This is a genomic window from Roseomonas chloroacetimidivorans, from assembly GCF_049629625.1.
Classification (GTDB): Bacteria; Pseudomonadota; Alphaproteobacteria; order Acetobacterales; family Acetobacteraceae; genus Roseomonas; species Roseomonas chloroacetimidivorans.
Map to the genome: position 1 here is coordinate 1 of NZ_JBNBZS010000082.1, position 21,790 is coordinate 21,790.

21 protein-coding genes and 1 pseudogene are annotated in these 21,790 nt (G+C 65.0%); 9 read left to right on the forward strand and 13 right to left on the reverse strand.

Going from position 1 to position 21,790, the window contains the following annotated elements:
* The 12 genes from ACO1BU_RS30155 to ACO1BU_RS30210 form a co-directional block, all read right to left on the reverse strand.
* Positions 1 to 446: hypothetical protein (locus ACO1BU_RS30155; protein WP_424139662.1), on the reverse strand; the 446-nt coding region annotated here is incomplete at its 3' end.
* A 206-nt stretch (positions 447 to 652) separates the two neighbouring features.
* The gene (locus ACO1BU_RS30160; protein WP_424139663.1) at positions 653 to 2,242 is read right to left on the reverse strand and encodes a PAS-domain containing protein; all 1,590 of its coding nucleotides are present in this window, start codon (positions 2,240 to 2,242) and stop codon (positions 653 to 655) included.
* A 457-nt stretch (positions 2,243 to 2,699) separates the two neighbouring features.
* Positions 2,700 to 2,933, reverse strand: a complete 234-nt coding sequence (locus ACO1BU_RS30165; RefSeq protein WP_424139664.1) for a hypothetical protein — start codon at positions 2,931 to 2,933, stop codon at positions 2,700 to 2,702.
* 434 nt (positions 2,934 to 3,367) lie between these two features.
* Complete coding sequence (locus ACO1BU_RS30170; protein WP_424139665.1) at positions 3,368 to 4,642, reverse strand: MFS transporter; 1,275 nt, start codon at positions 4,640 to 4,642, stop codon at positions 3,368 to 3,370.
* Positions 4,643 to 4,647: 5 nt separating this feature from the next.
* Positions 4,648 to 5,526, reverse strand: a complete 879-nt coding sequence (locus ACO1BU_RS30175; RefSeq protein ID WP_424139666.1) for a peptidylprolyl isomerase — start codon at positions 5,524 to 5,526, stop codon at positions 4,648 to 4,650.
* Positions 5,523 to 6,083 (reverse strand): fused DSP-PTPase phosphatase/NAD kinase-like protein, encoded by a 561-nt coding sequence (locus ACO1BU_RS30180; RefSeq protein ID WP_424139667.1) that lies wholly within the window; start codon positions 6,081 to 6,083, stop codon positions 5,523 to 5,525. Before ACO1BU_RS30180 ends, ACO1BU_RS30175 begins: the two co-directional genes overlap by 4 nt.
* Positions 6,083 to 6,787: a respiratory nitrate reductase subunit gamma gene (gene narI, locus ACO1BU_RS30185; RefSeq protein ID WP_252572722.1), complete on the reverse strand. Its 705-nt coding sequence runs from the start codon at positions 6,785 to 6,787 to the stop codon at positions 6,083 to 6,085. Before narI ends, ACO1BU_RS30180 begins: the two co-directional genes overlap by 1 nt.
* Positions 6,775 to 7,512 (reverse strand): nitrate reductase molybdenum cofactor assembly chaperone, encoded by a 738-nt coding sequence (gene narJ / locus ACO1BU_RS30190; protein WP_424139668.1) that lies wholly within the window; start codon positions 7,510 to 7,512, stop codon positions 6,775 to 6,777. The genes narI and narJ overlap by 13 nt, the downstream gene beginning before the upstream one ends.
* 4 nt (positions 7,513 to 7,516) lie before the next feature.
* The gene (gene narH / locus ACO1BU_RS30195) at positions 7,517 to 9,049 is read right to left on the reverse strand and encodes a nitrate reductase subunit beta (protein WP_424139669.1); all 1,533 of its coding nucleotides are present in this window, start codon (positions 9,047 to 9,049) and stop codon (positions 7,517 to 7,519) included.
* On the reverse strand, positions 9,046 to 12,792 hold the full coding sequence (locus tag ACO1BU_RS30200) for a nitrate reductase subunit alpha (RefSeq protein WP_424139670.1): 3,747 nt from the start codon (positions 12,790 to 12,792) through the stop codon (positions 9,046 to 9,048). Before ACO1BU_RS30200 ends, narH begins: the two co-directional genes overlap by 4 nt.
* 134 nt (positions 12,793 to 12,926) lie before the next feature.
* A complete protein-coding gene (locus ACO1BU_RS30205) occupies positions 12,927 to 13,625 on the reverse strand; it encodes a Crp/Fnr family transcriptional regulator (RefSeq protein WP_424139671.1) in 699 nt (232 codons plus the stop codon).
* Positions 13,622 to 14,077 (reverse strand): Rrf2 family transcriptional regulator, encoded by a 456-nt coding sequence (locus ACO1BU_RS30210; protein ID WP_424139672.1) that lies wholly within the window; start codon positions 14,075 to 14,077, stop codon positions 13,622 to 13,624. Before ACO1BU_RS30210 ends, ACO1BU_RS30205 begins: the two co-directional genes overlap by 4 nt.
* A gap of 110 nt (positions 14,078 to 14,187) precedes the next feature.
* Between ACO1BU_RS30210 and hmpA the strand changes: the two genes are divergently transcribed.
* From hmpA to ACO1BU_RS30250, 8 genes are all read left to right on the forward strand, one after another.
* Complete coding sequence (gene hmpA, locus ACO1BU_RS30215) at positions 14,188 to 15,435, forward strand: NO-inducible flavohemoprotein (protein ID WP_424139673.1); 1,248 nt, start codon at positions 14,188 to 14,190, stop codon at positions 15,433 to 15,435.
* A gap of 33 nt (positions 15,436 to 15,468) precedes the next feature.
* The gene (locus tag ACO1BU_RS30220) at positions 15,469 to 15,912 is read left to right on the forward strand and encodes a group III truncated hemoglobin (RefSeq protein WP_424139674.1); all 444 of its coding nucleotides are present in this window, start codon (positions 15,469 to 15,471) and stop codon (positions 15,910 to 15,912) included.
* Positions 15,913 to 16,070: 158 nt separating this feature from the next.
* Positions 16,071 to 16,391, forward strand: a complete 321-nt coding sequence (gene fdxA / locus ACO1BU_RS30225; RefSeq protein WP_424139680.1) for a ferredoxin FdxA — start codon at positions 16,071 to 16,073, stop codon at positions 16,389 to 16,391.
* A 34-nt stretch (positions 16,392 to 16,425) separates the two neighbouring features.
* Complete coding sequence (locus ACO1BU_RS30230) at positions 16,426 to 16,785, forward strand: carboxymuconolactone decarboxylase family protein (protein WP_075822106.1); 360 nt, start codon at positions 16,426 to 16,428, stop codon at positions 16,783 to 16,785.
* Complete coding sequence (locus ACO1BU_RS30235; RefSeq protein ID WP_424139675.1) at positions 16,782 to 17,147, forward strand: DUF488 domain-containing protein; 366 nt, start codon at positions 16,782 to 16,784, stop codon at positions 17,145 to 17,147. Before ACO1BU_RS30230 ends, ACO1BU_RS30235 begins: the two co-directional genes overlap by 4 nt.
* Positions 17,137 to 17,493, forward strand: a complete 357-nt coding sequence (locus ACO1BU_RS30240) for a TehB family protein (protein ID WP_424139676.1) — start codon at positions 17,137 to 17,139, stop codon at positions 17,491 to 17,493. Before ACO1BU_RS30235 ends, ACO1BU_RS30240 begins: the two co-directional genes overlap by 11 nt.
* A gap of 202 nt (positions 17,494 to 17,695) precedes the next feature.
* Positions 17,696 to 18,175 (forward strand): hypothetical protein, encoded by a 480-nt coding sequence (locus ACO1BU_RS30245; protein ID WP_424139677.1) that lies wholly within the window; start codon positions 17,696 to 17,698, stop codon positions 18,173 to 18,175.
* Between the two features lie 44 nt (positions 18,176 to 18,219).
* Positions 18,220 to 18,963 carry a 5-formyltetrahydrofolate cyclo-ligase gene (locus tag ACO1BU_RS30250; protein ID WP_424139678.1) on the forward strand — a complete coding sequence of 248 codons (744 nt, stop codon included), beginning with the start codon at positions 18,220 to 18,222 and terminating at the stop codon, positions 18,961 to 18,963.
* 393 nt (positions 18,964 to 19,356) lie between these two features.
* On the opposite strand, the gene ACO1BU_RS30255 is transcribed toward ACO1BU_RS30250, so the two are convergent.
* Entirely contained in the window at positions 19,357 to 21,468 is a 2,112-nt protein-coding gene (locus tag ACO1BU_RS30255) for a DEAD/DEAH box helicase (RefSeq protein WP_424139679.1), read from the reverse strand.
* Between ACO1BU_RS30255 and ACO1BU_RS30260 the strand changes: the two are divergent.
* Positions 21,458 to 21,790 (forward strand): annotated as a pseudogene (locus tag ACO1BU_RS30260) (ISAzo13 family transposase); the annotation flags it as partial. The gene ACO1BU_RS30255 and the pseudogene ACO1BU_RS30260 sit on opposite strands and share 11 nt — an antisense overlap.

Below are 21,790 nucleotides of genomic sequence, written 5' to 3' on the forward strand. Positions count from 1 at the left end.
AGGACCTCGCCGAAGGGTTGGTCCGTGGTCATCAGCTGGGAGAGGTCAGGGGCGACCACCACGACGGGCGAACGGACCGCCTCGGCCGCGCGGCTGGCGTGTACATAGAAGGCTTCGAGTTCGGCAGGGCCACGGTCAAGCAGCGGGGAGGCAGCCAGCGCGGCCAAGGTCGTGAGATGGCTGTTGATCTCGGCGTCGATAGCGAGTGCCAGGCCGCGAGCCGAGTCTTGCAGCCGCTCCTCAAAGGCTTCGCGGTAGCTCCCGACCGCATGCCACGCGGCCGCGCCGCCCACGCCGAGCGCCGGGACGGCAGTGGCCAGTGCAAGCACCACCAAATGCGCCCGCAGGCCGCGCGTCCGCCGCGCCGCGGAAGGAGCCGTCGTCGCGCGGGAGGGCGAGGCGGAGCTGCCTGCTGACCGCGACGTGGCAGCTCCCTGTGACGACACGGACCTTCCGTCCTCCAACCATGCTGGACCGGTAGACCGTCAATTCGACCCGATCAGCACCGCGCCGTTTCTTCACGATCCCATACAACCGGAACGTGCGTCACGCGCGTAAGTTGAGCCCCGGCCCGTCCTCATGGCAAGGATTCTGGCCCGGATGTCATCTCCCGGGTCGGCGCCATACTCAAATTCGGGACCGGTGGGATGTTCTAGGCCGGGTCGGACGCGCCTACGGTCTGACGCGCGTCGAGCACCGTACGGATCGCCCGCGCCAGTCTGGGCAATTCGTAGGGCTTGATGATGGTGTCGCTCCCCGGGCCGGGCGCGCCATCGCCCGGAGGCGCACTGTCTGGGCCGCCAGAGGTGTAAAGGACTGGCAGGTCTGGCCACCGCCGCGTCGCCTCGCGGGCGAGTTGGCGCCCGTCTATGCCGGGCAGCCCGAGATCCGTGAACAGGAGGGCGACGTCCGGTGTGGTGTCGAGGATCGTCAAGGCGGATGAGGCATCCTGCGCCGGGAGGACGCGGTAACCCAGCGCCTCGAGCCCCTCGGTGGTGTAGGCCAGGATGTCCGGCTCATTCTCCACCACCAGGATTTTCTCACCCCTTCCCGCGAGGCGGCTGATGTCGATCGGCTGCGAAGGGGATGTCCCGGCCGCATCCTCAACCGTCAGGCGGGGAATGTAGATGGTCACGGCCGTCCCAATCCCCGGCTCACTGTCGATCTTTACATGCCCACCGGCTTGGGTGGCGAAGTCAACAACCTGATACAGTCCCAGCCCCGTGCCCTTCCCGGGCCCCTTTGTCGTGAAGAAGGGCTCGCAGGCGCGCGCGGCCACCTCGCGGGGCATTCCAACGCCCGTATCCCTTACCGTGATCTGCACGAACTCGTCGCCAGGAACCGGAATGGACACAGGCCCAGCCGCAGTGGTGCGCGTGACCTTCGCGGTCTCGATCGTCACCGCCCCACCTTTCGGCATCGCGTCCCGTGCGTTGATCGCCAGGTTCAGCAGGGCGACCTCGAGCTGGTTTGGATCAGCCAAGATCGTCCAGGGGTGATCTGTCAGGACGAGCTCAACCGCGATATTGCTCGTCACCGATTGGCGGATGAGATCGGAAAGGTCCGTGATGAGCGCGTTCACGTCGACCAGCTGAGGCTCGCGGGGGTGACGCCTTGAGAAGGCCAGAAGGCGTTGTGTGAGGGAGGCGGCCCGCCGCGCACCACTTCGCGCCATCTCTATGCCGCGCCGGACCTTTTGCAGGTCGGAAGCGTCGAGTGACCGCTCGGCCTTATCAAGGTTGCCCAGGATGATCATCAAGAGATTGTTGAAGTCATGGGCGACACCGCCCGTGAGATGCCCGACAGCCTCCATCTTCTGCGCCTGCCGGAGCTGCTCCTCCGCCTGCCTGCGCGCCGTCACGTCGGTATAGAGCGTGACGAACCCACCATCCGGGAGAGAATTGCGGCGCAGTTCCATCACGCGCCCATTGGGCCTGGTCCGCTCAATCGTCCCGGAGCTCTTCCCGGCCCGCAAGAACTCCATGCGGCGGGCGACCTCCGTCTCCACGTCAACTTCGCCGAACTCCCCGGCAAGGGCCTGAGCGCGCAGGATGTCCGCCATAGGCAGCCCGGTCCGCAGCATTCCTTCGGGAACACCCGTGAACTCCGCGAAATGTGAATTCCACTCCACGAGGCGCAAATCGGCATCGAGCATCATCACGCCATCGGTCATGCCCGCGAGAACCACCTCGAGCCGCTCAGATCTGGAGCGCTCCGAACTGCCATGGCTCGTGTCGCGCATGCATTTCGCAAGGGACTGGAGATGACGCCACACACTCCGCACGCGACCCTCAAGCGATACCAGATCCAGACTTTCTCGCCTCGATTTGGACACTGTTGCATCCTTCTTAGCTTCTGGAACCCCCTTCAGTCAGGTCCATCGGCAGACCTTACGAATGGCGGTGGAATAATCAGCAGACCAGAACGCAAGATAGCCAGAAAAGCTGCGAGATTGCGAAGGTTGCCATGCACTGCGGTGATGCGCGGCCATTCTGAATGTGACGAGATCGGGCAACATTCTACCAGCTTCCTCGAGCTGCGGCGCCGTCGCTGCAACTCGGCAACGTGGCAATGTCCCCGGCCGCCCCTTCCGCGTCACGTCAGGAGCAAGAGCCTGGATGATGCGAAGATCCTCCATCGACGTTTCTCTTTCCCTCTCCGGAAGAGAGAAACGAATCCCTGTCGCCGGGGCGTAGCTCTCATGTCGTCCGATATCGCTCGACCATGCGCGCAGCGGCCTTCATGGCGTCGCGCACGTTCTCCTCGCTTCCCGAGCCGATGATGCTGTGCGGCTCGCCTTTTGCTTCTCGGCGGAGCACCAGGAAGTGCACATGTCCGCCCACCTCCTTCGGCTTATGTACCACCAGCCGGAAGCCGTCGGCATCGGCCGTGAGCACCCCGTCAGGCTCGGTCCGCCATCTGTATTGGCGCAACTCTATCCCTTCCTCCCGCCGCTTGCCGGACCTTCTTTGGGCCATTTCGCGCCGGCCGATCTCGGCTGGCGTTCTCCAGGCGCCGTCGCGCTTCGCATCCTTCCCTGCCCGGAGCGTTGTTACTCCTGATAGTGCAGTTGAACCAGTTGCCTGCTCTGCAGCTCTCTCGACTTTCGCCTGGGACCGACGCTCGTCGCCCCTTCCGTTGAGCCAGTATGACCCAAGTCGGCTCGACGAGATCGGTCTCGGTGGGGAGCTGTCGCGCCCGCATCGGCAGTAACGAAAAGAGGAGCAGCGGCGGCAAGCCGCATGGCGTCGCGGGCTTTGACAGGGCTGCCAGCATCATCCCAGTGATGGACGAATTCCTATGGGGCAGCCCCGGAGAAGCCCATGCACTGCCCCCCAGCCACAGCGCTGCTCGGCTATTGCTCCACTCAGCCGTTGGTGGGACCCGCACGGAGCACAGGCATGCGGCGCACCTCGGTGATGTAAAGCAGGATCAGTGACACCCAGGTGATCCCGTACAGCAGCATAAAGCAGCTGGAGTTCACGCCCAGCCAATCGAGAGTGAGACCGAACAGGATTGGCAGCAGAAAGCCGCCGAGCCCACCAGCCATCCCGACGATGCCCGAGACGATGCCCATGTTCTCCGGGAAGTCATCACTGATGTACTTGAAGGTGGATGCCATGCCGCAGGCGAAGGCAGCGCCCAGTACGAACAACAGCGCCGTTGCCAGCCAGACCGGTAGACCGAGGTGGAAGGTCGCGGTCCCGCGCACGGTATGCACCGTGAACTCGGTCTGAGGATAGGAGAGCAGGAACAGGCTGACCCAGGCTGCCCACAGCACCCACCAGGTGACGCTGTGCGCGCCAAACCGGTCCGAAAGCCAGCCGCCCACCGCCCGCAGCACGCCGCCCGGCAGCGAGAAGCAGGCGGCCAGGAGCGAGGCCTGCGCGATCGAGAGCCCGTATTCTCCGACATAGTATTGCGGCATCCAGATCGACAGCGCCGTGAAGCCGCCGAACACGATCGAGTAGTACTGGCAGTACTTCCAGACGCGCCGGTCGCGCAGCACGACGAGCTGCTGTCGCACGGGGACCGACCGGCCGGGCGCCGTCGTGTCCGGGGCCGACAAAAACCAGAACAGGACTGCCGTGACCAGCAAAGCCACGGCGTAGACCCGTGGCACGCTCTGCCAGCCATACTGTGCGACCAGGGCGGGGGCGACGAACATGTTGATGGCCGCGCCCGCCGTGCCGGCACCGAACACGCCCATGGCGAAGCCCCGCCGCTCCTTGGGAAAGAAGCGCGCAACGTAGGGCGTGCCGACCGAGAAGGAGGCACCGACCAGCCCCAGCGCCAGGCCCAGCAGCAGGAACTGCCAGAGCCGGGTAGCATCGCCGGACAGCCAGAGCGGCACCGTGCAGGCCAGCAAGAGCAGGGTCATCACGATCCGTCCGCCGAACCGGTCCGTCCAGATGCCGAGCGGCAGGCGGAAGACCGCTCCGGTCAGAACCGGGGTCGCCGTCAGCAGCCCGAACTGCGACGCGCTCAACCCCAGCTCGCGCCGGATTGGAATGCCGATCACGCCGAACATCATCCAGATCGCAAAGCAGATCAGGAAGGCGAAGGTGCTGACCAGCAGGACGCGCAGCGACCGCGCGTTGTTCTGCGCCGTCACTGTCCCGATTCTGTCGGTCCCGCCCATGCTGCTCAACCGCACCCTCCGGGAGCCGCCATGGCCGGCTTGCGGCCGGGTTGCGGGCCGGCGGGCAGGTCCGCGGAGGTGCAGGACGATCCCGCCGGCCAGGCGGAGGGCCGAGGCGGGGCGTTCTCGCCCTCGAACAGGTCGAAGCCCTGGATGCGCGCCCGGGCGGCCAGTGCCGCGATGTAGCCCTGCACGGCTTGGCGCCAGCTCGCTTCCTGGAGGAACTCGACGATGCGCCCCCGCATGACGGCAAAGGGCGGCACACGCCCGATCTCACGGGCCAGAACCCGAATGACGTGCATGCCGTAGCGGCTCTTGACCACCGTGGGGCAGACCTGGCCGGCCTGCAGCGTTGCAAGATGGCTCTCGAACTCCGGCACGGTGCTGCCCCGTTCGATCAGGCCGAGGTCGCCGCCCTGGGCCTTGGAAGGGCATTCCGAGAACCGCTCGGCCAGGCTGGGCAGCCGGTCCGGATCCTGCAGCACCTCGGCCAGCAGCGCCTCGGCCCGCGCCTGCGCCGCCTCGACGGCGCGCACGTCTTTCGGATCGGCGGCAACCAGTAGGTGCTGCACGTGCCAGAGGTCAGGCAGGCGCAGCCGCTCCTCGTTGCGGGCGTACCAGCGTTGCAGTTCCTCCTCGGTCGGCTCGGGGAGCTTCAGCTCGGCGTCCAGCAGCCGGCGGATCGCCGCCTCGTCGGGTTCCTCGCCCGGCTCGGGATCACGGTCGCTGATGCCGCGTGCGGCGGCCTCGGCCAGCAGGATCTGCCGGATTACCAGGGAGCGCGCCGCGCTCTCCCAGGCGGTGGCCGGGTCGGCCGCATCCTGCAACTGCACCTCGAGGGCGATCAGCTCCTCGGGGATCACCACCCCGTCCACTTTGATCATGGCTGCCCTCCCGGCTTGCGCCCCATCTCGTTCAGTCTGGCCTGCACCGCGGGGCCGCCGGCGTTGAGCCCCGCTGCCACTCCATCCTCGAAAGCGATGGCCGGCGGCACACCGAGCGAGGCGCGATACAGCGCCCACATCGCTCCGGACTGGTCGATATCTGTACCGTGTAGCAGCAAGGGCAGGTTGCTGCGGTCCGCCACGATGTCCGCGAACTGCTTCACCTGGTCGGCCGTGGGCACCCCCTGGACGGGAATGTTGACGTAGCGGATGCGGGAGAACTCAGCATGCTGCTTCTCCGAGGCCGTATCGGCGCCAGCGGCCCTGAGATCCACGATCATCGCGAAGCCGACGCGCTTGGCCTCGATCACCCCGGCATCATTGATCGGCCCGGATGTGGCGATCATCGGCGTGACCCGATGATACAGCGGCAGACGTTGCTCGCTGATCTGATCGCCAAAGGGAACGACACCGGGCGTGGGCGCCACGTCCGTGGCCGAGCCGGCCGCCATGAGCAGCACGGCCACCGCCGGCAGCACTGCTGCCGCGCCGCGCATCACACGCCCTCCTTGGCGATGTTGGCGTTCTTGCGGACGATCTGCCAGCCCGGCCGCCCCAGGAACCAGATCGGCGCCGACCACACATGCACGAGGCGGGTGAACGGGACGAGCAGGAACAGGGTCATGCCGCAGACCAGGTGGACCTTGTAGACCCAGGGCACCGCGCTGACGAGCTGGGCAGAGCCCGGCTGGAACAGCAGGATGCTGCGGCTCCACTCGGCCAGCACCAGCATGTAGGTGCCGTCCAGGTTCATCGCGGAATCCGGCAGCGTGGCAATGCCCAGGCAGAGCTGAAAGAAGATGAACAGCAGGATGAAGATATCGGTGGGCTTGCTGGTCTGGCGGATGCGCGGGTCGGTGAGCCGCCGGTGGATCAGCATTCCGCCGCCGACCACGCCGAGGGCAGCCAGCGCGCCGCCGGTGACGATCGCCAGGATCTGCTTGGCTTTCACCGTGAGCCCGAGCGCGTGATAGATCTCAGGCGGGGTCAAAAGCCCTGCGGTATGGCCGACGAACAGGCCCAGAATGCTGATGTGGAACAGGTTGCTGCCCCAAACCACCTCCCGTCGACGCAGGAACTGGCTGGACTGGCTGCGCCAGGAGAACTGGCTGCGATCGAAGCGCGCCCAGCTGCCCAGGAAGAAGCAGATCATGCAGAGATAGGGATAGAACCCGAACAGGAACTGGTTCAGCCAATCCATGGCGCTGTCTCCTGGGTGCCCTCAGGCGGGTTCGACGGAGGGGAGCGAAGCGGAACATCCCGGCTGAACTGCGCGACCAGAGCGGCCGCCTTGGAACAGGCGCTGTCCGCGACCGCCGGCTCCATGAAGTTCACCGGAACTTCCTCGTAGCGAGCGTCCAGCGCCTCGGGCGTGTCTTCTGGCTCACCTTCGGCCAGACGGGCCTCCACCGCCTCCCGGTCGGCCTGCCGTGCGCCCAGCGCCTCGATCGCGCGGAGCACGGCGGCGTAGGGGGTGCCCCGTCGCTCCAGCCGCCCGGCCAACAGGGACACGACCTCGGCGACCTCGCCAAGCAGAACGCGGGCCTGCGCGGGGTCGTGCAGGGAGGCGTATTCGAGGAAGACTGGCAGGAAGTCGGGCAGCTCATCCGCCGTCATGTCGAGCCCCATGCGGCGGTAGTCTTCGACCAAGTCCACCATCGCCTGCCCACGCTCGCGCGAATCCCCGTGCACGTGACCGAACAGATAAAGGGAGAGCGACGGCGCTGCGTCGAACAGGGCCACGTACTCACCCTGCGCATCGAGCAGCTCGGCAGCGGCGAGCCGGTCGCAGAAGCGGAGGACCGCGTCCAGTTCGGTGGGCGGCAGGCCCGCCTCGCGCAGGATGGCGGTAATCTCCGGCAGCGCACCAAGCAGTGCTTCGTGCGGGTAGAGCAGCAGTCCGGCGAGAGCCTTGCAGGCGAGCATGGCGCTACTTCCTGTCCAGCGGGAAGCGTTCGCCCCGCGTCTTCCGTGTATCCTGGCCCCACAGCATGAAGCGGCTGTTTCCCTCGGACGTCATCTGGCCGAAATGGAAGCCGGCGATGCCGCGCTGGTCATAGGCGTTCTCCGCCACCTCCTTGTGCGCGGTCGGAATCACGAAGCGATCCTCGTAGTTCGCAATCGCCATCACGCGGTACATCTCCTCCGCCTGACGCTCGGTCAGCCCCACCGCATCGAGGGCGGTGGTGTCGCGGACATCCTCGATGCTGCGGCGGCGCATGTAGGCGCGCAGCGCCAACAGCTTGCGCAGCGTGAGGCGGATCGGCTCCTCCTTGCCGGCCGTCAGCAGGTTCGCGAGGTAGCGGACGGGAATGCGCAGGCTGTCCACGTCGGGAATGCCGTCCAGCGTGCCGAGTACCCCCGCATCCGCGGCCTCCTGGATTGGGGAGAGCGGCGGGATGTACCAGACCATCGGAACGGTCCGATATTCCGGGTGCAGCGGAAAGGCGACCTTCCAGTCGCAGGCCATTTTGTAGACGGGCGAGCGCTGCGCGGCCTCGATCCAGCTATCCGGCACGCCGTCCTTCTGCGCCTGGGCGATCACGGCGGGGTCATGCGGGTCCAGGAAGATATCGAGCTGCGCCTGATAGCAATCCTGCACGTCGGGCTGGGATGCGACCTCGAGGATCCGGTCGGCATCATACAGCATCACGCCGAGATAGCGGATGCGACCGACGCAGGTCTCGGAGCATACGGTTGGCTGGCCGCTCTCGATACGAGGGTAGCAGAAAATGCACTTCTCCGACTTCCCGGTGTGCCAGTTATAGTAGACTTTCTTGTAGGGGCAGCCTGTGACGCACATGCGCCAACCCCGGCACTTCTCCTGGTCGATCAGGACAATGCCATCCTCTTCCCGCTTGTAGATCGCTCCGGAAGGACAGGCTGCCAGGCAGGTCGGGTTCAGGCAGTGCTCGCACAGGCGCGGCAGGAACATCAGGAAGCTGTTCTCGAACTCCCCATAGATCGCCTTCTCGACATCCTTGAAATTGTAGTCCTGGGCGCGCTTGCGGAACTCGGTGCCGAGGGATTCTTCCCAGTTCGGTCCCCAGCGCACCTTCTCCATGCGCTCGCCGGTGATGATGGAAACCGGCTGCGCGGTCGGCGCTGCCTCGCTCTCTGGCACCCCATGGATATAGGAGTACTCGTAGTCGAATGGTTCGTAGTAGTCGTCGATCTCCGGCAACTCCGGGTTGGCGAAGATCTTCGACAGGATGCGCCACTTACCGCCGGTCTTGGGCCGCAGAGTGCCGCCCTTGCCCAAGACCCAACCGCCGCGCCAGCGCTCCTGGTTCTCCCAATCCTTGGGGTAACCGATGCCTGGCTTGCTCTCGACGTTGTTCCACCAAGCGTATTCGATACCCTGGCGTGTGGTCCAGACCTGCTTACAGGTGACGCTGCAAGTGTGGCAGCCGATGCACTTGTCGAGGTTCAGGACCTTGCCGATCTGCGCGCGGATCTTCATGCCCGGTGTCCCTCGAGGCGGGTGGATTCCTCGGCTTTCATGATAGGCCGCTTCTCTGAGAGCGGCCGGTCGAGCCAATCGACCTTCACCATCTTGCGCAGGACAATGAACTCGTCCCGGTTCGACCCGACCGTGCCGTAGTAGTTGAAGCCGTAGGAAAGCTGGGCATAGCCGCCGATCATGTGCGTGGGCTTCAGCACCACGCGCGTCACGGAGTTGTGGATGCCGCCACGGTTCTGCGTCACTTCGCTGCCCGGCACGTTCGCGGTGCGCTCGGCGGCGTGATACATGAAGGCGGCACCCTGCGGGATGCGCTGGCTGACGACGGCACGTGCGACCAGAGCGCCGTTGCGGTTGAACGCCTCGATCCAGTCATTGTCCTCGATGCCGGCCACAGCCGCATCCCGCTCGCTGATCCAGACGATCGGACCACCGCGGGCCAGCGTCAGCATGATCAGGTTCTCGGTATAAGTGCTGTGGATCCCCCACTTCTGGTGCGGCGTCAGGAAGTTCAGCACCAGCGGCGTGTTGCCGTTGTCATGCAGGCGCGCCAGATCCTCGCTGGCCGAGCGCGTGTCGATGGGCGGCCGGTAGGTTACGAAGCCCTCGCCGAAGTCTCGCATCCAGGGATGGTCCTGATAGATCTGCATCCGCCCGGTGAGGGTGCGCCAGGGGATCAACTCGTGCACGTTGGTCCAGCCGGCGTTGTAGCAGATCTCATGGCTCTCGATGCCCGACCACACGGGGGAAGTCAGGATCGGGCGCGGCTGGGCCGCGATGTCGCGGAATTCGATCTTCTCGTCCACGCGACGAGCAATCAGATGTGTATGGTCCCGTCCGGTCACCTTGGACAAGACCTGCCAGGCCTTGAGCGCGACATGGCCGTTTGTTTCGGGCGCCAGCGATAGCACGGTTTCGATCGCATCCAGATCGTCGCGCAGGCGCGGCCGGTCACCGTCGGTCGGCGGATTGACGTGACGAAGGCGCGCCACCTCCTCCTTCGTATCCCAGACCATGCCCTTGGTGCCATTGCCGCGTTCCTCGAGCAGCGGTCCCACACTGATGAAGCGGTCGTAAGTGGCGGTGTAGTCGCGCGGCACGACGGTGATGGCCGGCATGGTACGACCTGGCACACCTTGGGATTTCCCGCGGCGCCAGTCCTCCCCGCCATAGGGTTGCGACAGCTCGGAGGGCGTGTCCTTGAGGGTGGGTGTCAGCACCACGTCCTCCTCCACGCCCAGTTCTTCGGGCGCGAGGCGTTGGAAGGTCTTCGCGATCTCGCGGAAGATCGCCCAGTCCGTGCGGCTCCCCCAGACTGGGTCCACAGCCGCCTGAAGCGGGTGGATGAAGGGGTGCATGTCCGAGGTGTTGAGGTCGGCCTTCTCGTACCATGTGGCCGTGGGCAGCACGACGTCACTGAACAGCGTGGTGGTGTTCATGCGGAAGTCAATCGTGACCAGCAGGTCGAGCTTGCCCTCCGGTGCCACATCGTGGCGCACGACCTCCTCGGGGCGCTGGTCACTCTCCTCGTTCAGCACGTTGTTGCGGGCACCTAACAGGTGCTTGAGGAAGTATTCGTGCCCCTTGCCGCTGGCGCCCAGCAGATTCGAGCGCCAGACGAACAGGTTGCGGGGCCAGTTCTGCGGTGCGTCCGGATCCTCGCAGGCCATCTGCAGCGTGCCGGCGTTCAGGCCCTCCGCGACATAGCTCGCCGGGTCCTTTCCGGCCTCGCGAGCATCGCGCGCGACCTGCAACGGATTCCGCGCCAGCTGTGGCGAACTCGGCAGCCATCCCATCCGCTCTGCCCGCACGTTGCAGTCGATCATGGTGCCGGACCAGCGGGATGGGTCGGCAAGCGGAGAAATCTGTTCGCGCAACTCCATCCGCTCATACCGCCACTGGTCGGTGTGGGCGTAGAAATAGCTGGTCCCATTCATCTGACGGGGCGGTCGCACCCAGTCGGACGCGAAGGCCACCGGAAGCCACCCTGCCTGTGGCCGGAGCTTCTCCTGCCCGACGTAGTGCGCCCACCCGCCACCGGACTGGCCGATGCAGCCGCACAGGGTCAGCATCGCCATGATAGCCCGGTATGACATGTCCATGTGATACCAGTGGTTCAGACCGGCCCCGAGGATCACCATGGAGCGGCCGTTCGTGGCCTCGGCATTGGCCGCGAAACCGCGCGCGACGGCGATGCAGCGGTCGCGCGGCACGCCGGTGATCTGTTCCTGCCAGGCCGGGGTGCCGGGCACGTCGTCGTCGAAGCTGGTTGCCGCGTCGCCACCAAGACCGCGGCCGACGCCATAGCTGCCCAGCATCAGATCGAACACGGTCGCCACCTGGACCTGGCTGCCGTCCTTCAACGTCAGCGTGCGCACCGGCACACGACGGTGCTGGACCGGTGCGTGGTCGGTCAGGCCGAAGCGGCCGGCATTGCCGAAATACGGGAAGGAGACCGTGGCGACTTCGCCGCCCTCCGCCAGCAGGGAGAGCTGCGGCAGGATCTCGTGCCCGTCACCGCCATCCCTGGGCTCCAGGTTCCACTTCCCCTGCTCGCCCCAGCGAAATCCCGCGGTGCCCTGCGGGGCCACTACCTGGCCTGTGGCCTCGTCGATCACGACCGGCTTCCAGTCGGGATTGTTCGTCTGGCCCAGCGCGTCCGGGAAGTCGGCGGCGCGCAGCATGCGGCCAGCAACCACCCCTTCTTCCCGTTTCTCCAACATCACCAGGAAGGGCAGATCCGAGTACTTGCGAACGTAGTCCTGGAAATAGGGAACCTGCCGGTCGACGAAGAACTCCTTCAGGATCACGTGGCCCATGGCGAGGGCCAGCGCTGCGTCGGTGCCCTGCTTTGGGTGCAGCCACAAATCGGCGAAGCGCGCGACCTCGATGAAGTCGGGGGCGATCACCACGCTCTTTGCGCCGCGGTAGCGGGCTTCCGTGTAGAAATGCGCGTCCGGCGTCCGTGTTAGCGACACGTTGGAGCCCCAGAGCAGCAGATATCCGGAATTGTACCAGTCGGCGCTCTCCGGTACGTCCGTCTGCTCGCCGAAGGTCTGCGGCGAGGATGGGGGCAGATCGCAGTACCAGTCATAGAATGAGAGGCATGTGCCGCCGATCAGGCTGAGATAGCGCGTGCCGGCGGCGTAGCTGATCATCGACATGGCGGGGATCGGCGAGAAGCCGACCACGCGGTCAGGGCCCCACTGCTTGACCGTGTGGATATTGGCGGCCGCGATCAGCTCGTTGACTTCGTCCCAGTCGGCACGGACGAAGCCGCCGAGGCCGCGCACCCGCTGGTAATCCTGCCGCTTCGCTGCGTCATCCTGGATGGATTTCCACGCCGCGACGGGTGGCAGCGTCTTGCGCGCTTCCCGCCACATCGCCAGAAGGCGTCCGCGTACGAGCGGGTACTTGATGCGGTTGCTGCTGTAGAGATACCAGGAGTAGCTGGCCCCGCGCGGGCAGCCGCGGGGCTCATGGTTCGGCAGATCCGGCCGGGTCCGCGGATAGTCGGTCTGCTGCGTCTCCCAGGTCACCAGCCCGTTCTTGACGTAGATCTTCCAACTGCAGCTTCCCGTGCAGTTCACACCGTGAGTGGATCGGACGATCTTCTCGCTCTGCCAGCGGGAGCGGTAGTTGTCCTCCCACGCGCGGTTCTCATCCGTGACCACGCCGTGACCTTCAGCGAAGGTGCCCTTGTATTTCCGGAAGAACAGAAGCCGATCGACGAACTGGCTCAATGGTGTGGCCCCCAGCCTATGTCTGGCCCCAGACAAGTCGGGAGGAATTATGCCCCGGATGACTCATGCTCTCTTTGCGTTAGCGCAAACACGCGGAAGAACAGCTGTCGGCAGCCGGGGCAGGGTGTTTTCAGTCAGCAGCCCTCTCTGGCAATCCGTTCCAACGGCTGGCGGTTGCACAGCACCACGCGAAGCCGTCCTGTCACAACGAGGCCTCGCGCCGCCCAATCCCGCAGCACACGACTGACGACGTAGAGATCGGTGCCTACGATTTCGGCAATATCCTGGCGGGAGAGCGGATAACCGATCTCAATTCCCTCGGGTGCTGCCCGGCCGGTCTGGCCGGCGAGGCGCAGAAGGGCTCTGGCGATTCGCTGCTCGACCTGTTCGGTGGCCATCTCGCCGAGGCGGTGAACCAGTTCCTCGGTGCGTGCGCCGACGTAGTCGAGGGCATTGGCCCTGATCGCGGGATATCGCTCCATCAGGTCGTTGGTCCGCGCGGCGGCCCAGGACAGCAGGATGCAGTCGGTCACCGCTGTCGCGGTGGCCGGAAAAGGAATCTGCCGAAACACCGCGACAGCGCCGACGAGATCGCCCGGTCCCAGCATGTGAATGGTGGCGGGATCGCCACCAGCCCGCATCTGCCACACCTTGACGATCCCTTTGCCGAGGACGATGAGCTCCCTCGGCGCATCACCCTGATGAAAGAGCACCGTTTTCGCGGGTAGCATCCGCAGATTGACGGCCTGAAGCACGTCATCGAGCGATGGCTGCGGCAGGCCAGCAAAGAGCGGGCTCTGGGCCAGCAGTTCGCGGACACCGGACTCGCTCATGATCTTGCTGCTCCCTCGGGCGCCGGCAGGCCAAGGCGGCCCGCGAGAGCGGCGCCGCGTGGCCGTACCAGGTCCGCCAGCGTGTAGCGGTCGAGCACGAGAAGAAAGGCCTGCAGCGCCTCTGCCAGTGCTCGCTGCAGCTCACAGACGCCGGCTATGGGGCAGCACCCACCGCCAAAGCACTCGACGATGGCAAGGTCTTCCTCCGTCTGGCGCACCACTTGGCCCACCCCGATCTCCTCCGGCCGGCGTCCCAGGCGCAAGCCGCCATTCCGCCCCCGGGTCGTCTGCACCAACCCAAGCTGACCGAGCCGGTGCACCACCTTCGTGAGGTGATGCTCCGAGATGGCGTAGGCACTGGCGATCTCCGCGATAGAGCTGTTCTCCCCATCCCGGAGGCAAAGGAACATCAGCGTCCGCAGGCTATAGTCGGTGAAGCGCGTCAAGCGCATGGCTGACCCTCTCCTAGCCAGCATCAGAGAAGGTGTAAACGACTTGCACCTTTTCTGGCCCGGTCTTTAGATGCATCTGCTATACACCTTTCGAGAACTGGACGCGACCGATGCCCAACCCGCTCTCCGCTTCCACCATCGCTGCCGTGAAGGCGACCGTGCCGGCGCTGGAGGCGCATGGGCTGGCGATCACCCGCCGCATGTACGAGCGCATGTTCCAGAACCCGGCGATTCGCGAGCTGTTCAACCAGTCCCACCATGGCGAGACCGGCTCGCAACCCAAGGCCCTGGCTGGCGCGGTGCTGGCTTATGCCCGCAACATCGATAATCTCGGCGTGCTCGGCGGCGCGGTGGAGCGGATCGCGCAGAAGCACGTGGCACTGAACATCCTGCCCGAGCACTACCCGTTCGTGGCGGAAGCGTTGCTGGCCGCCATCAAGGATGTCCTCGGTGACGCCGCAACGGACGAAATTCTGGCCGCCTGGGGCGAGGCTTACTGGTTCCTGGCCGAGCTGCTGATCGGCCGCGAAGCGACGATCTACCGGGATCTGGCCAGCGCCCCCGGCGGCTGGAACGGCTGGCGCGACTTCGAGGTAGAGAGCGTCACCGACGAGAGCGCGATCATTCGGTCCTTCGTGCTGGTGCCGGTGGATGGCGGCAAGGTTGTGCCGCACAAGCCCGGCCAGTATCTCGGCTTCGCGCTCGACCTGCCCGGGGTGGGCGCGCTCCGGCGCAACTACTCCATTTCCTGCGCGCCGAACGACCGCGTCTATCGCATCACCGTCAAGCGCGAGGCGGCACCCGCCCTGCCGGCCGGACGGGCCTCGAACTGGCTGCACGACCATGCCGGCCCCGGCACAGTCCTGAAGGTGGCGCCGCCTGCGGGCGATTTCTTCCTCGATGAGGCAGGACAGGATCCGGTTGTCCTGGTCAGCGGCGGCGTCGGCCTCACGCCGATGGTGAGCATGCTCGGCGTTCTCGCCGCGAAGCAGCCGCAACGGCCGGCCTGGTACGTGCACGGCGCCCTGAACGGCCGTGTGCATGCCCTGCGCAACGAGGTTCGCGATCTCGTCGCCGCCAGCCCGGGCAGCAACAGCCGGATTTTCTACGCCGACCCGCTCGACACCGACCGGCAGGGCGTGGACTACGATGAGCAGGGACTGATCACCGCCGACTGGCTGGCCGCGAACACGCCCATCGACAGGGCGACCTACTATCTTTGCGGTCCCAAGCCCTTCCTGCGCGACATCACCCGTGGGCTTGCCCGTCATGGCGTGCCCGGCGAGCGGATCCGCTACGAGTTTTTTGGCCCGGCGGATGAGCTGTTGGACGCACCGGAGCGGCAAGTCGCGGCCTGATAGCCCCCGAGACTGAGCCGAGAGGACGGAGTCATGGACGTGGAGATCACGCTGCAGCCGAGCGAGGACGATATTCGTCGTCTGGTCGCCGCGTTCTATGCTCGGGTGCGCCACGACGCCCTGCTGGGCCCGGTCTTCGCCGGAGCCATCGGCGACGGTGAGGCCGCATGGGAACGCCATCTTGCGTGCCTGTGCGACTTCTGGTCCTCCGTGATGCTGAGGAGCGGCCGGTATCACGGCGACCCCTTCTCGGTGCATCTCCGGCTTTCAACAATCAGCCCCACCATGTTCGATCACTGGCTGGCTCTGTTCGGCGAGACCTGTGCCGAGCTGTTTGCGCCTCCCCTCGCCGGGGCCTTTTGCGAGCGGGCCGAGCGCATCGCCCGAAGCCTGCGCATGGGCCTGTTCGAGCGATTGCCGGCGCCGCGCCCCGTGCCGGCGAAAGATGCCAAGCTGAACCTGCGGAGGCTGGCATGACCTATGTCGTCACCGAGAACTGCATTAGCAGGCTGCGGAAATTCGCTGCTCCAGCCCAGCCACACGAACAATCCGAATTGGACAGACCGTGATGTGCACAACACTGCTGTGCCCGAATCGTACGCAGCGTAATAAATTTTCGTAGAAGCCTCGCCAAAATCGAATTTCCGCAGCCTGTTAGGTGCAAGTACATGGACTGCGTGGAGGTCTGTCCGGTGGACTGCTTCTACGTCGGCGAGAACATGCTCGTGATCCATCCGGACGAATGCATCGACTGCGGCGTGTGCGAGCCGGAGTGCCCGGCCGAGGCGATCCTCTCGGACAGCGACGACCGCGCGAATGGCTGGGCCGAGCAGAACCGCACCTTTGCGGCACAGTGGCCCAACATCACCCGTAAGGGCGAGCCGCCGCCGGATGCCGATACGTGGAAGGACAAGCCGGGCAAGGAAGCCCTGTTCTCTCCCAAGCCGGGCACATGACCTGATCTGAAGCAGCACCGAGGAGGAAGAATCCATGACGGACGCGATGTATCCGGCGGCGACGCGAGAGACAGCACAGAAGCGGCGCGAACTCGCACCGGAGACCCAGGCTGCCTTCGACGCCTTCAGCCGCCAGGCCTTCGCCGAGGGGGCTCTCTCGGCGAAGATGAAGCAGATCGTGGCCGTCGCCGTCGCGCATGCGACCCAGTGTCCCTACTGCATCAAAGGCCACACCAAGGCAGCCCTCCGGGCTGGTGCGACGCGAGAGGAGCTGATGGAGGCGATCTGGGTCGCGACCGAGATGCGGGCAGGCGGAGCCTACGCGCACTCGATCCTCGCGCTCACCACCTTCGAGGAAGAGGAGGCGAAGCAGAAAGGGCCCTCGGGAGGATGAGCGAGGTCAGGGTCAAGCGGGCCTATGATCCACCGGCTGTCGACGACGGATTTCGTGTGCTGGTGGACGGGCTATGGCCGCGGGGCCTGACACGGGACGCGGCGCAGGTTGACCTCTGGCTCAAGGAAGCCGCGCCGAGCGCCAGCCTGCGGCGCTGGTTCGATCATGACCCGGCGAAATGGCAGGGGTTTCAGGATCGCTACCAGGCGGAACTGGTGGGCAATGCGGCGTTGGACGAACTGCGCGCATTGGTCGAGGGCGGCAGGCGCGTCACCCTGCTGTTCGGGGCGAAAGACACGGAGCACAACAACGCGATGGTGCTGCAAGCCATCTGCGAGCGAGGTCCGCGAGATGCGCGATGACATCAGCGGGCCGGCAGCCCGTGCCGCACTGCCGCCGAACTGCGAGCCGTACCGGAGCACCCCCGTGTTCACGGAGGCGACGGTCCCGCCCGGGCTCCTCCGGGAGCACCGCACCGCGCCGGGCACCTGGGCGTTGATCTGCGTGCTGGAGGGCCGATTGCTGTACCGGGTGCTCGACCCGCCGTCCGAGCGCCTGCTTGATCCCTCAACCGCTCCAGGCCTGGTTGAGCCGGGTGTGCCGCACGAGGTCGCCCCGCTCGGGCCGGTGCGGTTCCAGGTCGTGTTCCACCGCATGGCAGGAACACAAGGCGGAGATGCCGCTGCTTGCCCGAAGTTAAAGGGATAGCGTGTGCTGCAGTCCAGTTCCTCAGCCGGAGCCACGGCGGACCGGTATATTCCTGCAGCAGGTCCGGGCCGCCGCTTCGCGCTGATCTGGACCCGGATGGTGCTCGCCTGCCTGACCTGCGAGCCCGTGAAGCGGGCCGCCCTGGTGACTGGAGCGAAAACGCCAGCGGTCCCGCAGCATTGGGCGGACGGGAGAGGCGGTTATGGATGATGTGACGTTCGCCCGTGCACTGCACGTTCTGGCCGTCGTGCTCTGGATTGGCGGCGTGGGGTTGGTGACGACCGTTCTGCTTCCAGCCCTGCGCCTGATCCGGGGTCCGGCGGAGCAGATCGCCTTGTTCGAGGCCATCGAAGGTCGCTTTGCGCGGCAGGCGCGGGTCAGCATTCTCGTGGCCGGCGTGAGCGGTCTCTACATGCTGGTCCAGGTGCAGGCCTGGGACCGGTTCGCGTCTCTGTCCTACTGGTGGATGCACGCGGTGGTTTTGGTCTGGCTGATCTTCGCCGGTATGCTGTTTGTGCTGGAGCCGCTGGTCCTACACCGTCCGTTCGCCGAGCGTGCGAGACGTAGCCCGGATGTGACGTTCCGCACCATCCACCGCTTCCACATGATCCCCCTTGCCCTGAGCTTGCTCACGGTCTTCGGTGCCGTAGGCGGAAGTCACGGCTTGTCGTTGTTCGATTGACCGGCGTGAGCAGGCACGAACCCCAAGTCGAGGGAGCAGTTGAGATGGGCGACAGAAATGGCGGGAAGACGCCGGGCCAGGGCCCAGAGCCGCAGGACGCGCTCTCAGACCGTGCGGGATTCAGCTCGCCACCCTGCATCCTGCACGAGCTCGACCCGTCCTTCGTGGAATTTGCCGAGCGGGTAGCCGCGCCGGCGCCGCCGCCCGAAACCAGTGCCGCGCAGGACTGGGAGGAGGTCCGGCTCTGGCGCAAGGCCAAGCGCGCGGTGCTCATCGAGCGGCGCCTTGCCATGCCAGCTGCGGTGCGGTCCGCGCTCAGCGAGGCGATCACGGCCGCTCTGCCCCAGACCTTGTCATTCGCTCCTGGCAAGCTGCTCGGCTTCTACTGGCCGTTCAAGGGGGAGTATGACCCACGGCCCTTGGCTCGATGCCTCCACACCAAGGGTGTACGTCTCGCCCTGCCGGTCGTCGTCGAGAAAGCCAAGCCCCTGGTCTTTCGCGAGTGGTGGCCCGGAGCTCCGATGACGCACGGGATCTGGAATATCCCCGTTCCCGCCGAGGGTGGTCCAGTCACACCCGATGTCCTGCTCGTGCCGTTGGTCGGCTTCGATGGTCAGAAATACCGCGTCGGATATGGCGGCGGATACTACGACCGCACACTGGCCACGATGCCAGCCAGGCCGCGAACGGTCGGTGTCGGGTTCGAACTGTCACGGATCGCGACGATTCACCCGCAGTCCCACGACATCCCGATGGATATCATCGTGACCGAACACCGTGCTGGATAGGGCCGGGAGCGGCTCGATGTCCCCTTTGCGGATGGAGTTTGCCGAGTTCCTGCTCCAGCCCGTACTGCATTCATCCTTCAGGTACCGAGCCCTCGGCGCGGTAAACGAGGAGGTGCGCGTAGGCCGGCACGGCGCGAGCCGCGAGATAATCGGAGGTCACGGCCTCCGGCAGACACTGGCGCCCACCACTGTGAGCACCGCATCCAGGACAGAGAATGCCAAGATGTCCGCTGAGCAGACGTCATAGTCCAAAAGGCGTCAGCTGATCCCTGAGCTGACGCTTACCCTGGCTGCACAAAATAGGATGTAAGCGGTTGAAATTTGATCAGAGTGATCCGGCGTTGAAGGAACCCTGACATAAGCGCCGTACGCGAGGCTTGAGGGGTAAGGGTTTCACCCTTGGATGATGTTGGTCCTGCGAGCCTCAGCGGGCGACCCGTGCGTTACACGCCGCGACGTTGTGGTGACGATGGACCACCTGCAATGGCAACATCGCAGTGTCGCCCGGACCTCCCCCAGTAGCCGCCGCTCAAATGGGCTTAGTCGCAATCTCGACACGTCTAGCGATCTCAAGGCTGAAAGGACGGAATCGAGATCAGCTCCCGAGGGAAGTAGAGGTTCCAGACGTGCAACAAGTGGCAGTGGCAGCCCATACTCGTCGAGCGCTGCTAGCGCCGGAGGTAGCATAAGATTCTCGACGCGCACCGCGAAGGAAGTATAGCTGCCAGGCGTCAGGCCGAGCCGGCCGAACACCTCGGCCTGGATGCGCTCCAGAGCTGTGAGGGCTCTCGGAAAGTGAAACGCCGCCCAGTTACGGAGGAACTCCAATGCGTTCTCCACTCGATCGCTGGGGTCTGCGGGCGCGCGTGCGCCCGTCGCATGGGCCTGTGCGCGGATAAAGCTAGCTGCACCCTGTTGGCGCAGCTGGGTCAGTAAGAACGCGAGATGCCGATCATTACGGATAACGTCCCGCCCGGCACTCACCAGCAAAGTGTCAAACAGAAGTTCGCAAACCTTGTAGATCTGGTCATTCGAGGGCTCACCCCGCCACGACAACGCTGGGTAAAGCTCTCGCGCGTGCAAGCGGATATGCCGGGCCAAAGCGATCTGCTGTTGCGGGTCGACGTGTGCATTCGCACGGATGGTCTCCATGCTAAGATCAGACTGACCCTTCAGACCATTGACACGTCGTAAGCCCTCACCTCCGAGGTCGCTTTCATCGATCTGTACAAGCAGTCCGTCGGATGCTGATTCGGTCTGAGTAAACGCCGGGAAATCGACGTCAAGCAAGTCTGCCTGCGGTGGTGAATGAAAGAGGTGAACCGTCCCGACAAAATGCCGGAACATGCGCCCAGAACGGCCCTGGATGTTGCGGAACGTGAAATAGTCGATAGGCTTCTTAGAGATTTTATTGTCGTATATGACTACATGCTTGGCGGCTGTGTTCACACCCTCGATCAGAGTGGACGTGCAGATCAGGAATTTCAGAGCGCCGCTGTTGAAGAGCCGGACCTGCAACTGCGCGAGCGCGCGAGGGAGCCGGCCGTGGTGGACGCCAATGCCGCGAGCCAGCGCACGGGCCACAATCCATTCGGGATGGAAGTTTCTGCCGATCCACTCCACGAGTGTGGCAAGCGTCGGATCGACTTCTGTGACCTGCCGCTCGACGAGCAGCTGAGCCACTCGGCGGACACTGCCCGGTGACTGGCAGTAGGTCAGCGACGATCCATCCAAGTCTTCCACAAGGCGAACCAGTGCCTCGCGCGGTCCCCCAGTTTGATCGACACGATGAACGTCGCTTGCCACAGTGACGAAGTCGCTGACGATCAACCGCGCCTCAAAGCGATCCTGGAAGTCAACCGGAACCGCGCGGATGTTAGGACCGAGAAGGTAGAATTGTCGCGCCGTCTTCAGCATCTTGTAGAAGGCATGATTCAGGATAGCAGCGCGATCGCCTCCACCGCCACCAGGGTCAAGCTTGTAGAATTCGTCGATCACGAATAGATCTAGATTGTCGAGATCATCACGCTCGATAACGCGCTCCTGCGTCAGTACGTAAATCGTGCCCCTTCGAGGGTCGGCCGGCTGGGAGGCATGAGTTACGATCTTGTACGTGTCCGAGAAGCGCGATAGGCGCTTCCTGGTCTCGTCGATCAAAGCGATCGTCGGCACGACCAGGGCGACACGTTTGAACTTCCCCGTAGCGATCAGCGCGTCGATGACCAAGCTCTTCCCGAAGCTTGTCGGAGCGCTCAGAATTACGTTCTCTCCGTCGATCAGACGCCAGTAGACCTGTGCCTGAACCCGGTGGAAAACGATGCCGGTGTCAGCAAGCCGGCCTTCCGGACGGTGAAACTCGAATGCCAGCCGATCACGTATCGAAAGTTCGCTCGGTTCGGCATAAGGGCTCGTCCGCCGATAAGTGAATCGGGTTTGGGGCTGCGGTTGTGGGGCAGGGATTCTCCTGCGTTTGGCGGAGACGTAGCATAGCGGGATGATCGACATTGACGGGGTTCGGGCGCGGTTTTCGGAGCTGTCGGCGCATTTAGACGAACGAGGTCGGCGATTGCTAGCGGCATCGGAGGCGCGCGTTGCGGGCTATGGCGGGATTGCCGCGGTGTCGCGGGCGACGGGGCTGGCGGCGAGCACGATTGGCCGGGGCCTGAAGGACCTGGCGTGCGGGCTGCCGCCGGGACGTGTTCGCAAACGGGGCGGCGGCGGCAAGACGGCGATGGAGCGGGACCCTGGGCTGTTGCCTGACCTGCTGTCGCTGGTGGAACCGGGAGCACGGGGCGATCCGATGTCGCCCTTGCGCTGGACCTGCAAG

Bases quoted from the DNA above. Each gene is read 5' to 3' on its own strand.
- ACO1BU_RS30160 (WP_424139663.1), bottom strand. From the start codon at position 2,242: ATGCGCGACACGAGCCATGGCAGTTCGGAGCGCTCCAGATCTGAGCGG.
- ACO1BU_RS30170 (WP_424139665.1), bottom strand. From the start codon at position 4,642: ATGGGCGGGACCGACAGAATCGGGACAGTGACGGCGCAGAACAACGCG.
- ACO1BU_RS30175 (WP_424139666.1), bottom strand. From the start codon at position 5,526: ATGATCAAAGTGGACGGGGTGGTGATCCCCGAGGAGCTGATCGCCCTC.
- ACO1BU_RS30180 (WP_424139667.1), bottom strand. From the start codon at position 6,083: ATGCGCGGCGCGGCAGCAGTGCTGCCGGCGGTGGCCGTGCTGCTCATG.
- narI (WP_252572722.1), bottom strand. From the start codon at position 6,787: ATGGATTGGCTGAACCAGTTCCTGTTCGGGTTCTATCCCTATCTCTGC.
- narJ (WP_424139668.1), bottom strand. From the start codon at position 7,512: ATGCTCGCCTGCAAGGCTCTCGCCGGACTGCTGCTCTACCCGCACGAA.
- narH (WP_424139669.1), bottom strand. From the start codon at position 9,049: ATGAAGATCCGCGCGCAGATCGGCAAGGTCCTGAACCTCGACAAGTGC.
- ACO1BU_RS30205 (WP_424139671.1), bottom strand. From the start codon at position 13,625: ATGAGCGAGTCCGGTGTCCGCGAACTGCTGGCCCAGAGCCCGCTCTTT.
- ACO1BU_RS30210 (WP_424139672.1), bottom strand. From the start codon at position 14,077: ATGCGCTTGACGCGCTTCACCGACTATAGCCTGCGGACGCTGATGTTC.
- hmpA (WP_424139673.1), top strand. From the start codon at position 14,188: ATGCCCAACCCGCTCTCCGCTTCCACCATCGCTGCCGTGAAGGCGACC.
- ACO1BU_RS30220 (WP_424139674.1), top strand. From the start codon at position 15,469: ATGGACGTGGAGATCACGCTGCAGCCGAGCGAGGACGATATTCGTCGT.
- ACO1BU_RS30230 (WP_075822106.1), top strand. From the start codon at position 16,426: ATGACGGACGCGATGTATCCGGCGGCGACGCGAGAGACAGCACAGAAG.
- ACO1BU_RS30235 (WP_424139675.1), top strand. From the start codon at position 16,782: ATGAGCGAGGTCAGGGTCAAGCGGGCCTATGATCCACCGGCTGTCGAC.
- ACO1BU_RS30240 (WP_424139676.1), top strand. From the start codon at position 17,137: ATGCGCGATGACATCAGCGGGCCGGCAGCCCGTGCCGCACTGCCGCCG.
- ACO1BU_RS30245 (WP_424139677.1), top strand. From the start codon at position 17,696: ATGGATGATGTGACGTTCGCCCGTGCACTGCACGTTCTGGCCGTCGTG.
- ACO1BU_RS30250 (WP_424139678.1), top strand. From the start codon at position 18,220: ATGGGCGACAGAAATGGCGGGAAGACGCCGGGCCAGGGCCCAGAGCCG.
- ACO1BU_RS30255 (WP_424139679.1), bottom strand. From the start codon at position 21,468: ATGTCGATCATCCCGCTATGCTACGTCTCCGCCAAACGCAGGAGAATC.